Origin of the sequence: Pseudomonas carassii (genome assembly GCF_036324045.1) — a bacterium.
GTDB lineage: Bacteria > Pseudomonadota > Gammaproteobacteria > Pseudomonadales > Pseudomonadaceae > Aquipseudomonas > Aquipseudomonas peradeniyensis.
In genome coordinates this window covers 153,458-166,041 of the sequence record NZ_JAZDCT010000005.1, presented here as the reverse complement: position 1 = coordinate 166,041, position 12,584 = coordinate 153,458, and the positions used below count along the sequence as shown (strand labels likewise).

Annotated in this window: 10 protein-coding genes; 5 read left to right on the top strand and 5 right to left on the bottom strand. The window is 60.3% G+C overall.

Annotation, left to right across the window (positions count from 1 at the left end):
• Positions 1–105: 105 nt before the first annotated feature.
• A complete protein-coding gene (locus V0R62_RS05835; protein ID WP_330103052.1) occupies positions 106–1,050 on the bottom strand; it encodes a GlxA family transcriptional regulator in 945 nt (314 codons plus the stop codon).
• Between the two features lie 144 nt (positions 1,051–1,194).
• On the opposite strand from V0R62_RS05835, the gene choX reads away from it, so the two are divergent.
• The 4 genes from choX to V0R62_RS05815 all read left to right on the top strand — a co-directional run bounded on the left by choX (position 1,195) and on the right by V0R62_RS05815 (position 4,692).
• Entirely contained in the window at positions 1,195–2,139 is a 945-nt protein-coding gene (gene choX, locus V0R62_RS05830) for a choline ABC transporter substrate-binding protein (protein WP_330103051.1), read from the top strand.
• A 201-nt stretch (positions 2,140–2,340) separates the two neighbouring features.
• Positions 2,341–3,225 (top strand): BKACE family enzyme, encoded by an 885-nt coding sequence (locus V0R62_RS05825; protein ID WP_330103050.1) that lies wholly within the window; start codon positions 2,341–2,343, stop codon positions 3,223–3,225.
• 20 nt (positions 3,226–3,245) lie between these two features.
• Positions 3,246–4,211, top strand: a complete 966-nt coding sequence (locus V0R62_RS05820) for an L-carnitine dehydrogenase (protein ID WP_330103049.1) — start codon at positions 3,246–3,248, stop codon at positions 4,209–4,211.
• A gap of 10 nt (positions 4,212–4,221) precedes the next feature.
• The gene (locus tag V0R62_RS05815) at positions 4,222–4,692 is read left to right on the top strand and encodes a thioesterase family protein (RefSeq protein WP_330103048.1); all 471 of its coding nucleotides are present in this window, start codon (positions 4,222–4,224) and stop codon (positions 4,690–4,692) included.
• Positions 4,693–4,742: 50 nt separating this feature from the next.
• Here V0R62_RS05815 and V0R62_RS05810 read toward each other — a convergent pair whose 3' ends face one another.
• Positions 4,743–6,122 (bottom strand): hypothetical protein, encoded by a 1,380-nt coding sequence (locus tag V0R62_RS05810; RefSeq protein ID WP_330103047.1) that lies wholly within the window; start codon positions 6,120–6,122, stop codon positions 4,743–4,745.
• Positions 6,123–7,275: 1,153 nt separating this feature from the next.
• Complete coding sequence (locus tag V0R62_RS05805) at positions 7,276–8,604, bottom strand: hypothetical protein (protein WP_330103046.1); 1,329 nt, start codon at positions 8,602–8,604, stop codon at positions 7,276–7,278.
• A gap of 328 nt (positions 8,605–8,932) precedes the next feature.
• On the opposite strand from V0R62_RS05805, the gene V0R62_RS05800 reads away from it, so the two are divergent.
• Positions 8,933–9,190: a hypothetical protein gene (locus tag V0R62_RS05800; protein WP_028688456.1), complete on the top strand. Its 258-nt coding sequence runs from the start codon at positions 8,933–8,935 to the stop codon at positions 9,188–9,190.
• A 134-nt stretch (positions 9,191–9,324) separates the two neighbouring features.
• Here V0R62_RS05800 and gbdR read toward each other — a convergent pair whose 3' ends face one another.
• Positions 9,325–10,431, bottom strand: a complete 1,107-nt coding sequence (gbdR, locus tag V0R62_RS05795; RefSeq protein WP_050703415.1) for a choline metabolism transcriptional regulator GbdR — start codon at positions 10,429–10,431, stop codon at positions 9,325–9,327.
• Between the two features lie 389 nt (positions 10,432–10,820).
• Positions 10,821–12,197, bottom strand: coding sequence for an L-serine ammonia-lyase (locus V0R62_RS05790; RefSeq protein WP_330103045.1), 1,377 nt, complete (start codon positions 12,195–12,197; stop codon positions 10,821–10,823).
• Between the last annotated feature and the right edge of the window lie 387 nt (positions 12,198–12,584).

Genomic DNA, 12,584 nt, shown 5'->3' with positions numbered 1-12,584 from the left:
CCGCGAAGCGGCCCTGGCAATATCAGCTTGATGCACGATTCATGGGGGCGCTTCGCACCCCTTTCGCGGCACAAGGCTGCTCCTACAGAGGCCCTGGGCCCGGCCTCAAACTACCTTGGCCAGTCGATCCTCCCGCGGACACCGCTCGAACCGCGCCCGATAGCAGCGGGTGAAATACGACGCCGACTCGAACCCGCACGCCACCGCCACCTCCAGCACGCTCATGTCGGTCTGGCGCAGCAGCTGCCGGGCCTTGTCCAGCCGCAGGCGCAGGTAGAAACCGCTGGGCGTGTCGTCCAGGTACAGGCGAAACAACCGCTCCAATTGCCGTCGGGTCACCTGCACGCCATCGGCCAGCACCTGGGTGTTGAGCGGCAGCTCGGTATTGCGCTCCATCTCGCCGATCACCTTCACCAGCTTCTTGTTGCGCAGCCCATAGCGCGTGGCGATCTCCATGCGCTGATGGTCCTGGCGTGGACGGATGCGCCCGAGCACGAACTGCTCGGAAACCTGCACCGCCAGCTCGCTGCCGTGGGCCTGGGCGATCAGGTCGAGCATCAGGTCGATGGAGGCCGTGCCGCCGGCACAAGTGATGCGCCGACGGTCGATCTCGAACAGCTCCTGGGTCGCCTGCAGGCGTGGGTAACGCTCCTTGAACGCCTCCAGCGCCTCCCAGTGCAGGGTCGCCCGGTGGCCGTCGAGCAGCCCAGCCTCGGCCAGTACCATCGCGCCCGTGTCGATACCGCCGAGCACCACGCCTTCATGGTCGAGACGACGCAGCGCCTGCTGCAGCGCCGCCCCATAGCACGCCAGTGGCTCGAAGCCGGCCACCAGCAGCAACAGCCGCCCATGCCCGCCCTCCCCCAGCGCGCCGTCGGCATTCACCGACATGCCGTTGCTGGCCTCTACCGCGCCACCGTCCAGGCTCAGCACGCGCCAGCGGTACAACGGGCCACGGAAGCGGTTGGCCACGCGCAGCGGCTCGATGGCACTGATGAAACCCATGGCGGAAAAGCCGGGTAGCAACAGGAAGTCTATGGTTTCCGGCATCGCATGCTCCGCGCAAAGGTGGTCGCCTCCGTGCAAGTGTTGGTCGCCAGGGTGCGATTTTCCACCCCGCTGCCAGCGTAGCGTGTTCTCACGGCCCGCAGAGGCCGGACCCATAACAATATGCACTGCCGATGGAGAGCCACCATGCAACGCTTTATCCGCCGCAGCCTGTTGTCCCTCGCGCTCAGCACTACCATAACCGCTCCCCTGTTCGCCGCCGAACCCGCCGTCTGCAAGGACGTACGCCTGGGCGTGGTCAACTGGACCGACGTGATCGCCACCAGCGCCATGGCCCAGGTGCTGCTCGATGGACTGGGTTATCAAACCAAGCAGACCAGCGCCTCGCAGCAGATCATCTTCGCCGGTATCCGCGACAAGCGCCTGGACATGTTCCTCGGGTACTGGAACCCGATCATGACCCAGACCATCACCCCGTTCATCCAGGCCAACCAGGTCAAGGTGCTCGACAAGCCCAGCCTGGAAGACGCCCGCGCCACCCTGGCCGTGCCGAAGTACCTGGCCGACAAGGGCCTGAAGACGTTCGCCGACATCCACAAGTTCCAGAAGGAACTGGGCGGCAAGATCTACGGCATCGAGCCGGGCTCCGGCGCCAATACCCAGATCAAGGCGATGATCACCAAGAACCAGTTCGACCTGGGCAAGTTCCAGCTGGTCGAGTCGAGCGAGGCCGGCATGCTCGCCGCGGTGGATCGCGCGGTACGGCGCAAGGAGGCGGTGGTGTTCTTCGGTTGGGCGCCGCACCCGATGAACGTGAACATCGACATGGTCTACCTCGGCGACAGCCAGGATGCCCTGGGCCCGGACGAAGGCCGCGCCACGGTGTGGACGGTGACCGCGCCGGACTATGCCGAACGCTGCCCCAACGCCCACCGCCTGCTGGCCAACCTCAGCTTCAGCGCCGAGGACGAGAGCCGGATGATGCAGCCGCTGCTCGATCACAAGGACGCGCTTGAATCGGCCCGCCAGTGGCTCAAGGACCACCCCGAGGACAAGGCGCGCTGGCTCGAGGGGGTAACGACCTTCGATGGCAAGCCCGCCGCGGAAAACCTCAAGCTCACGGCCAACTGACAGAACCTTATCGCCTACTCGCACACCGACAGGTCAACCCGGTCGGTGTAGGAGCGGCCTTGTGTCGCGAAAGGGGTGCGAAGCGCCCCCAGGATTCATGCATCAGGCAGATGTTGATGGGGCCGCTTCGCGGCCCTTTCGCGACACAAGGCCGCTCCTACAGGTGACAGGGCCAGCACAGACATCACAAGGAAACACACCATGAACCACGACGTCATCATCACCTGCGCCCTCACCGGCGCCGGCGACACGGTTGCCAAGAGCCACCTGGTCCCGGTCACCCCGAAACAGATCGCCGAAGCCGCCGTCGAAGCCGCCAAGGCCGGCGCCACCGTGGTCCACTGCCACGTTCGCGATCCGCAAACCGGCCGCTTCAGCCGCGACGTCAACCTCTACCGCGAAGTGATGGAGCGCATCCGCGAGGCTGACGTGGACATCATCGTCAACCTCACCGCCGGCATGGGCGGCGACCTGGAGATCGGCCCGGGCGAATCACCAATGGAATTCGGTCCAGGCACCGACCTGATTGGCCCATTGGAGCGCCTGGCCCATGTCGAGGCACTGCTGCCGGAAATCTGCACCCTCGACTGCGGCACCCTCAATTTCGGCGACGGCAACGCCATCTACGTCTCCACCCCGGCCCAACTGCGCGCGGGGGCCAAACGCATCACCGAGCTGGGCGTGAAGCCCGAACTGGAAATCTTCGACACCGGCCACCTGTGGTTCGCCAAGCAGATGATCAAGGAAGGCCTGCTGGACGACCCGCTGTTCCAACTATGCCTGGGCATCCCCTGGGGCGCGCCGGCCGACACCACCACCATGAAGGCGATGGTCGACAACCTGCCGGCCGACGTCACCTGGGCCGGCTTCGGCATCGGCCGCATGCAGATGCCCATGGCCGCCCAGGCGGTGCTGCTTGGCGGCAACGTGCGGGTCGGGCTGGAAGACAACCTGTACCTGGACCGTGGCGTGCTGGCCAGCAACGGCCAGTTGGTGGAACGTGCAGCGGAAATCATCACCCGCATGGGTGCCCGCGTGCTCAGCCCGGCAGAAGGCCGGGAAAAGATGAACCTCAAGCATCGCTAAAATCCCCGTAGGAGCTCGATATGCCTTTCATCACCGAGATCAAGACCTTCGCCGCCCTGGGTAGCGGCGTGATCGGCAGCGGCTGGGTCGCCCGCGCCCTGGCCCATGGCCTGGACGTGGTCGCCTGGGACCCGGCACCGGGCGCCGAGGCGGCCCTGCGCAAGCGCATCGCCAACGCCTGGCCAGCGCTGCAGAAGCAAGGCTTGGCGCCCGGCGCATCGCAGGATCGCCTGACCTTCGTCGCCACTATCGAGGAATGTGTACGCGACGCCGATTTCATCCAGGAAAGCGCCCCTGAACGCCTGGACCTCAAGCTCGACCTGCACGCGAAGATCAGTGCCGCCGCCAAGCCGAATGCGATCATCGGCTCCAGCACCTCGGGCCTGCTGCCCAGCGAGTTCTACGAGTCGGCCAGCCACCCCGAACGCTGCGTGGTGGGCCACCCGTTCAACCCGGTGTACCTGTTGCCACTGGTGGAGATCGTCGGTGGCCGCAGTACCAGCCCCGACGCCATCGAAGCGGCGAAAACCATCTACACCGTGCTGGGCATGCGCCCATTGCATGTGCGCAAGGAAGTTCCCGGCTTCATCGCCGACCGTCTGCTCGAAGCGCTCTGGCGCGAGGCCTTGCACCTGGTCAACGACGGTGTCGCCAGCACCGGCGAGATCGACGATGCGATCCGCTTCGGCGCCGGCCTGCGCTGGTCGTTCATGGGTACTTTCCTCACCTATACACTGGCCGGAGGCGACGCCGGCATGCGCCACTTCATGGCGCAGTTCGGCCCGGCACTGAAGCTACCCTGGACTTACCTGCCGGCACCGGAGCTTACCGACAAGCTGATTGACGATGTGGTGGAAGGTACCTCGGAGCAGCTGGGCGAACGCAGCATCGCCGCGCTGGAGCGTTATCGTGACGACACCCTGCTGGCAGTGCTGGAAGCGGTGAAGTCCAGCAAAACTCAGCACGGCATGGCCTTTGGCGATTGAGGAGAAAACGATGCCCGCCCTGATCACCTACCGTACTCGGGTGTTGCCGGAATGGGTCGACTACAACGGCCACCTGCGCGATGCCTATTACCTGCTGATCTTCAGCTACGCCACCGATGCACTGATGGAGCGCATCGGCCTGGACGCCGATGCCCGCGGGCAGAGCGGGCATTCGCTGTTTACCCTGGAGGCGCACATCAACTACCTGCACGAGGTGAAGCTCGATACCGAGGTGTGGGTGCAGACACAAATCATCGGCTTCGACAAGAAGCGCCTGCATCTGTACCACAGCTTGCACCGCGACGGGTCAGATGTGGCGCTGGCGGCCAGTGAGCAGATGTTGCTGCATGTAGACTTGGCGGGCCCCACGTCGACGCCCTTCGGTAACCACAGCTTGGCACTATTGTATGAGCTGGAGGGCACGCAACAGGATCTGGCACGACCGGCGTTGGCAGGGCGGATCATCCGACTACCGGGATAGGCTTTCAAACGGCGAAAACAGCGCTGCAGCCCTGGGACACCTACCGGTTCTCAGGGCTCCAAGCTAAAGCCATTGCCGAGTTGAGACCTTCCTGCCTGTGGATGGAAAGCCTCGATGATCTGCGCTCGCTCGGTCAAACGACGAACTTCATTGTTGCGGTTATAGGTGCCGAGAGGGTTTCCTTCCCATGAGTTCCCAGGATCGGAATAATACAAAATATACTTACAACGATTGTCACCCCTGCAATTCTCTTTATCATATCCAATCGATGGATAGTCCTTACCATTGTACCTAAACATGAAACCATGCTGATACGTAGGGTTGAATTCAGGGTCACCCTGATTCCACCCATGCTCTATCCCTAACAGGTGCCCAAACTGATGAGTAAAGCCCACGGGATTCTTGGCATTAAACACATAATACGCTGTTTCTTTCCTGGCCGCTTGATAAGACACGCCCTTCGAAAAGACACTAACAGCTCCGACCATTACCACGTCTGCCCCAAGTCGCTCACGCGCTTGCGCGACTATTTTTGTTTCCGCGCTCTCGGCGAATCGGAAGTCCCTGAGAATTTCCCTCCCCCCGTGGAAAATATCATCCCTTGCCCCTGAGTTCATAAGCTGAACAACCTGATAGACGACAGGAATCGCGTAAACTCTATTTGTACTGTTGAGAAACTCCAACTCATCAATCATTCTATTCATAACTGGTGGTTCCTGGATCCACCCGGCTGTTAAGGTGTTCACAAGAAGCACCTTGATAACTGAATGCTCATCAACGGGCGGGGATTTCTCATTCACCGCCAAGGCGTTTTTCGCATCAGCCGCTTCATCCTTTTCCACAAGGCAAGGCAGCTCATTTTTTACAGCGACCTCCAAAAAAGCATGCTTGCCGTTTCCCACATCCTCTAGCAGGTAAAGCGTACCGTCGACGACCATCTTGCCGCGAAGCGAATCACCACGGCGAGCCAAGAAAATAAAATTGGTGGGATCGAATGCGGCACCCGAGGCACTGGAAAAATGGGCTTTGCGATCATACGATTTGGAACCAAACCAATAGACCGCTGGCCGAATACCCTTTCCAGCACCATATTGGCTGTCGTACTCCGGTAGCGTCGGGGCTTTATACTCATACCGTTGGAATTCCAACACCTGCTTTCCAAAGCGCACGGACAATTGCAGGTTATTCTCGTTCACGACCGTTGGATGGGCCGTTAGTAACTGTATTTTTTTACCTGCAGAATTATCAAGTAGCACATCCAGGTGATACATGCCTTTTGCTTGAAGTTCCTCCAGCGCCTCTCGCGCCATCGTGGTGCCCCGCTCGGCCAGAAGGGGCACACTCGACGCGACTGCGTAGCCCTGCAACAGTAACGACAGCACAATCGCCACACATATTTTAAGACAATGATTTCGCGGCTGATCAACCATGACACGGCCCCTCAGTTGGAATGGCCTTAATTAAACGGTACGAGATTGCAGGCCAACAACTGGCAAAAATATCAGGTGAATAAGAAGCCCCGGAAAGCCGTGAGCATCCGGGGCTAATAGCGAGCAACATCCACTGTGCATGAAGTGAGGGTGACCGTTTGCTGATGACTGCAAGGACAAACTGGAAAATTGATAGCAACTCAGGATTCCGGCCTTCCCCATGACGTCATCGGCCGGTCCATCTCACTTGCCTCACGTTAAACTCCCGCTCGTAAACAGGCCCTCACTTACTAGCGAGGGCCATGCCACAGATGTATATCACTGCAAATAGTCGACAGAGTACAGTGACCCAGCGACTCTTCCCTCTTTCACCCTGATTGCTCCATATTGCGGGGGACTTTCACTATCAATATCCATAATCTTCAAAACCCCTGCAGAAGAATTGTAGTACCTACTAGAATAACAGCGATTTGCCTCGTCATCCGGTGTTCTGAAACATACCCAATATGGTTTACCAGGATTGTGCACGCCAATTATTTTCGCAGACCTGGCTTGGCGTCCGACACCATTACACGCCAACTGGGAGGACTCAAGCCCCAACGCCATAACACATAACCTTTCTCCCGCCAATCCGGCCTGCGGATAAAACTCGACCCACGCAAAGCCCGGCCCATACTCAAGCTCCGCAATATCATAGGGGTATGGACTGTATTGCACCAATCCCCAACCACTCGGCACTGTATAGAATCTGCCATTCGTAAGATGGACGTTATCTTTATTACCTGATTGGCTTGACCCTGTGATACAGAAAACTCTGAAGCCCTCTCGATCCAGACCACAGAGACTTATATAGTCTCTAGGTGTAAACGTAAAGTCCAGCCGATCCGGTGTCGCTCCATTTGGAAGCCTACATGCTGTGCTCACGCCGAACGCCCTGATAGCACCCTCACACTCATTACCTGTGAGATTAACAGCTATTTTATAATCTATCGGACTCACCTGCGGAGTTACCGGCTCGACAGCATAAAGTCCTGCCGAATAAAAAAAGATCATGCAGGCACGCCCGATCTTCATAAGTAATTTCTTCACAGCATTCTCCTGAAACACTGAAAAGCCTATTACTATCTCTCTATTGAGCCTTAGAAATAAGCTATCAAGGATAAAAATATTCTACAGCCGTCCGCCGTTCATTAAGTCGACGCACCACGTCATGGCGTTCTGCCGTGCCTAACGGTATACCCTGCCACTGTTTGCGCGGATTTGAGTAGTAGTTGAGCCTCGTACAGCCCCGGCAGTCCTCATAATCCGTCATTATGGTTCTGGCATTGCCGCCAGGAAGTAGATAGCCGTGCTGGTAGGGCGGGTCAAAAAAATCTGGATCGCCTGGTTCCCAGTAATGCTCACCACCGATGTTGTGACCAAGAACATGGCCCATGTCCAGATAGTCGCCCACTACGTTCCAGGTGGTGAATCCAGTCTCTTTACGACTCGCCATGTAGTACCTTCCGAACACCGTTGGGTCGACAATGGCGGTGAGCACCAGATCTGCGCGCAAGCGATCACGCGCAGCCTGCATCTGAGTGTACACATCGCTGCCACTCATACGGATCAGGTTCAAGACCGCATTGGGTGTCCGGCCTTTTTCGCTGGCGATACTTTCAACATACCCGGCAAATTCATACTTTATTTCAACACCACTGTCCTGCAACTGGCGATTTGCAAAAATCAGATGATCTTCCATGATGTCTGACAGACTGGGATAGTCTGCGGGCCTCCGGGAAAAACCCGCACGGGCTTCGACAGTACTCATCATCATTACCCGGACAGTACTGACTGCCGTCGATTGCGCACTCTGCTGCCGTACAAAAGGATGCGCGGAGGGGCTCGGATCAGGGTCTTCTACCCGAACACAAGTCTGGGCCTGCACGGATTCCGAAGCGTCCACTCTTATCAGTACCTGCTGCCCTGCCCCCACATAATCGAGCCGGTAAAGTTTTCCGTCTACACGTATCTCTCCAAATACTTTATCGCCATAGCGAACCAGCGAAACCCAACTTGATGGATCAACGTCCACTTCCGCAGAAGATGAGAAGCGTTGTTTACGATCAGACGGTCTGTCGCCATACCAATAGGACTTACCCGGCTTATCACCACCGAACCAGCGAAGCTGATATTGCACCTGCTTTTCACCCGGCAGTAGCACCGAAATCAGTCGAGTTCCATACCCGACAAGTTCCGGTGAAACGGTCACCGAGCGGATCTCCTGATTCGCGGGGTCATCAAGCAAGTCGTTTAGATAAGCTGCAAGGTTTCTTTTGCGCTGCATTTCAAGCCAGCCTTGGCGGTCCATTGTAGGCCCAAGCTCGAATAGCGCTGGCGCCGCACGGGCCGTTGGCGCTGATACCTGCTGGGTCAAGGAACAAGCAGAAAGAAGGGAAACAGCTAACGTCACTGCTAGCATCATTCTCATTGGCGAGGTCATGCCGCTGCTCCTTTTTTCGAACGACCTCATTAGAGATGCAGGCACGATGGCCAACAACTAGCAAAATTAATAGGTCGCCCAAAAAAACAACCCCGGAAAGCCGTGAGCATCCGGGGCCAAGAGCGAGCAACATCCACTGTGCATGAAGTGAGGGTGACCAAACCCTCGGTGCCGTGAATGACTCCAGTGTGGGGCCTTCCCTCCCCGCCGATTTAGCCGTAAACGACCTGTTCTTAGCCAAAGCGGCCATCGCGACAATCCGCCCTTGCCGCCCTGGCGCGTCGGACACAGAATCGATGGCAAACAACAGTGGCGAAGGACATTAGTCATGATGCATGCGGACTTGATCGACCAGGACGACCTGCTGGGCCAACTGCGCTCGCGGGGTTTCGACATTCCGGCCGGCGCCAGTGCCGAGCAGGCCTGCGAGGTGGTGATACGCGGACTGACCGAGCCCAATGCGCGGGCCCTGAAGGGCATGGTCGAGCAGATGTACACCGGCAGCGCGACGATCCTGCCGGCCGTGCGCCAGGCTATCGACAAGCAGTTGCTGCCGGCGTTGGCGCAGTTCAACAAGCGCGCCTGAAGCATTGACTGGCGGCCTTGCGTCGCGAAAGGGCTGCGAAGCAGCCCCATCGATAGTGCAGCGTTGCTGGAACCCAGGGCCGCTGCGCGCCCCATCGCGGCACAAGGCCGCTCCTACAGGGGGCCAGTTTTCAGCTATAGGCGCACGCTGGCAAATGTCGACTCGTTGCGCGCCTGGCTCAGCGCCGCCATCGGCCCGCTGTGCGGCGACAGGGCCATGGCCTGCGGAATCGGCATCATCGCCACCTGTTGCGTGGTGTTCGAACCCACGCGCTCGTCACGCGGCGGAATGCCGAAGTACTCGCGATAGCACTTGGAGAAGTGCGGCGTGGAGACGAACCCGCACACCGACGCCACCTCGATGATCGACATCGGCGTCTGCTTGAGCAGTTGCCGCGCACGGATCAGGCGCAGCTTGAGGTAGTAGCGCGACGGCGAGCAGTGCAGGTACTTCTGGAACAATCGCTCGAGCTGGCGCCGCGACACCGCCACGTATACCGCCAGTTCGTCCAGGTCGATCGGCTCCTCGAGGTTGGCCTCCATCAGCGCGACGATTTCCTGCAGCTTCGGCTGGTTGGTGCCGAGCATATGCTTGAGCGGCACGCGCTGGTGGTCCTGCTCGTTGCGGATGCGTTCGTAGACGAACATCTCGGAGATCGCCGCCGACAGCTCGCGGCCATGATCGCGGCTGATCAGGTGCAGCATCATGTCCAGCGGCGCAGTGCCGCCGGAGCTGGTGAAGCGGTTGCGGTCGAGGGTGAACAGGCGGGTGCTCATGTTCACCCGAGGATAGGCTTCCTGCATCGCCGCCAGGCATTCCCAGTGCACGCTGCAGTCGAATCCGTCGAGCAGGCCGGCGCAGGCCAGCGCCCAGCTGCCGGTGCACACCGCACCCAGGCGGCGCGACTGGCGGGCCTGGGCCTGCAGCCAAGTGACGTGCTCGCGGGTGACGGTGCGCTGGATGCCCACGCCGCCGCAGACGATCACCGTGTCCATGGGCGGTGCGTTGTGCATCGCCGCGTCCGGTGTGATCTGCAGGCCATCACTGGCCCATACCTGGCCACCGTCGACGGTCAGCGTGTGCCAGCGGTACAGCTCGCGGCCGGACAGCTGGTTGGCCATACGGAGGGGCTCGACGGCCGAGGCCAGGGAAATGAGAGTGAAGTTGTCCAGCAGGAGAAAACCAATGGACTGGGGTGCTGTGCGGTTCTGGGTTGGGTTCCCGGAGGTGTACGACGTCATCGCGATTTCTCCTCACACAATGCAGGGTGTGCCTCAGGCGAGCACTGTTCTTGTAATGGCCCCGTTTCGTATGCAGGGGCTTTGCCAATCTCAACGCAAATGGCATGCCTGAAATTGAACGCTCATCCAATAAAACCCAAAAACGACGTCGGCATGCGCCTTCCAGCGGGCCGGGTGATGAGCGTCAGGTCAAACGCAAACGGGCGCGCCAGCGCCCCTGCGCGTCACCGCTGAGCAATTCGGTAGCACTTGTGGGAAGGTTGCCCAGATGCGACAGACTTGAGTGTCACCGACAACGACCCTGCTGGTAACGACAGGCGACGGCCGGTAGATGACAACCGATGCGCCAGAATGTGGCGCATCGGTCAGGCGTGGGCCAGAACGGCGCATCAGCACTCGATGACGCTGACCGCCAGGCCGCCACGCGAGGTTTCCTTGTACTTGTCGTGCATGTCGGCGCCGGTATCGCGCATGGTGCGGATCACCTGGTCGAGGGAGATGAAGTGCTCGCCGTCGCCGCGCAGGGCCATCTGCACGGCGTTGATCGCCTTCACCGCGGCGATGGCGTTGCGCTCGATGCACGGCACCTGGACCAGGCCGCCAACCGGATCGCAGGTCAAGCCGAGGTTGTGCTCCAGGGCGATCTCGGCGGCGTTCTCCAGCTGCGCGGGCGTCGCGCCCAGCACTTCGGCCAGGCCCGCCGCGGCCATGGCGCAGGCCGAACCGACCTCGCCCTGGCAACCGACCTCGGCGCCGGAGATCGAGGCATTCTTCTTGCACAGGATGCCCACCGCCGCCGCGCCGAGGAAGAAATCCACCACGTTGGATTCGTCCACCACATCGGAGAAACGCATGTAGTAGTGCAGCACCGCCGGGATGATCCCGGCCGCGCCGTTGGTGGGCGCGGTGACCATGCGCCCGCCAGCGGCATTCTCCTCGTTGACCGCCAGGGCGTAGAGGTTGACCCACTCCATGGCGCTCATGGTCGAGCCGATCACATTAGGCTTGCCCAGCTCCTGCAGGCTGCGGTGCAGCTTGGCGGCGCGGCGGCGCACATTGAGCCCGCCGGGCAGAATCCCTTCGTGCTTGAGGCCGTTGTCCACGCACTCCTGCATGGCCTGCCAGAGCTTGAGCAGGCCGGCGCGGATCTCTTCTTCGTTACGCCAGACCTTCTCGTTGGCCAGCATCAATTGCGACACGCTCAGGTCGTTTTGCCTGCATAGCTGCAGCAGCTCGGCGGCGCTGTTGAAGTCGTAGGGCAGCACGGTCTGGTCGGCGTCCAGCACACCACTGGCGGCCTGGGCGGCATCGACCACGAAGCCGCCGCCCACCGAGTAGTAAGTGTCGCGGTGCAGCTCGCCGCCCTCGCCTTCGGCGATCAGGGTCATGGCGTTGGGGTGATACGGCAGGTTCTCGTCCAGCAGCAGCATGTCGCGGGCCCAGACGAATTCGATGGGCAAGCGGTTGTCGAGCTTGAGCACGTGGGTTTCGCGCAGGTCGGCGATGCGCGGGGTGATCTGGCTGGGGTCGATGGCGTCGGGCCATTCGCCCATCAGGCCCATAATCGTGGCGTTGTCGGTGCCATGGCCGACACCGGTGGCCGACAGCGAGCCATACAGCCGCACCTCGATGCGCCGTACCCACTCCAGCTCGCCGCGTTCACGCAGCCCCTGGACGAACAGCGCGCCAGCGCGCATGGGGCCGACGGTGTGTGAGCTGGAAGGCCCGACACCGATCTTGAACAGGTCGAACACGCTGATGGCCATTGTCGCATCACCTCTTGATGGGCTTGTCTCGCAGCGCCGAACACCGCCTTGCGCAACTGCTAGGCTGAAAGCTCGAGCCGCCTCGGAATGCTCGCATCATCGGGCTTTTGCCCACCCCCTCGCCGTCTGCAACCGACGTACTTTTGTCCAGCAGCGCCGCCACTGCACCGGCCCTGCGTGCGCCGTTTTCCAGCGCCGGGACGCCGTAAAAACCGAGGCCGGGGGGTGGAAAAATCCAGTTGCGACATCGTCCGTACTGGATGCGACCCGTCCTGTACTGGATACGACGCCACCAGTAGGCGATTGCCGAACGCTGGAGGATTATCGAAAGCGACTCGTATTGCACGGCCTCGCATCCTGCCCTCTGCAGGCCTGGTCGACCGGAGC